Raw genomic sequence first — 664 nt, forward strand, 5'->3', positions numbered from 1 at the left:
CACAGATTCCTGTTATTACCACCGAACTTTTGGCGCAGCTTTACGGCACTGAGCCGGTGCGTATTCGCCAGAATCATCATGAGAACAAAGTACGCTTCGTTGAAGGGAAACACTTTTTCAAAGTTGTTGGTAATGACCTTAAAGAATTGCGGGTCGCTTTAAACTACTCACAAAATCCAGTTTCACCCAAAGCCCGCTCCCTCATCCTCTGGACAGAACGAGGCGCAGCACGCCACGCCAAAATGCTCGAAACCGATCAGGCGTGGGATGTGTTCGAAAAACTGGAAGACTGCTATTTCAGTCAAAGGGATCCGTCAACGCCAGTTTCATGCCAGAAAAGTTACGACACGCGAGTTCTCTGTTATCAGAGAGGCGGTGTCACTGTTTCCACAATTCAGTTACGGGATGATGATATTGTTATTTCCCTTGAGTCATGGCTGGAACTGGCGAGAGCCAATGGTTTGTTTGTTGTTCGCAGAGATAAACTGGTGGAAAGGTTGATGCAGCTTTAAAAAAGTTCTTGCATTTTTGCACATAAACTGCTTCAATTCCGGTAAGCTTCGCAAAGCTGTATCGCGAGGCGAATAGCAGACATGGACACTTGAAAGAACCCGCTTTATGCGGGTTTTTTTGTGCCTGAAAAATGGCACAGGGCGTTAAACGC

General features: G+C 46.5%; 1 protein-coding gene. It reads left to right on the forward strand.

What is annotated here, in order from left to right; translation table 11 throughout:
* Nucleotides 1-512 (forward strand): ORF6N domain-containing protein (locus tag ACUU1I_RS21020; protein WP_449144935.1); only part of this gene is annotated, 512 nt, incomplete at its 5' end.
* Nucleotides 513-664: the final 152 nt, after the last annotated feature.

The organism is Shigella sp. SIG3, assembly GCF_053555855.1.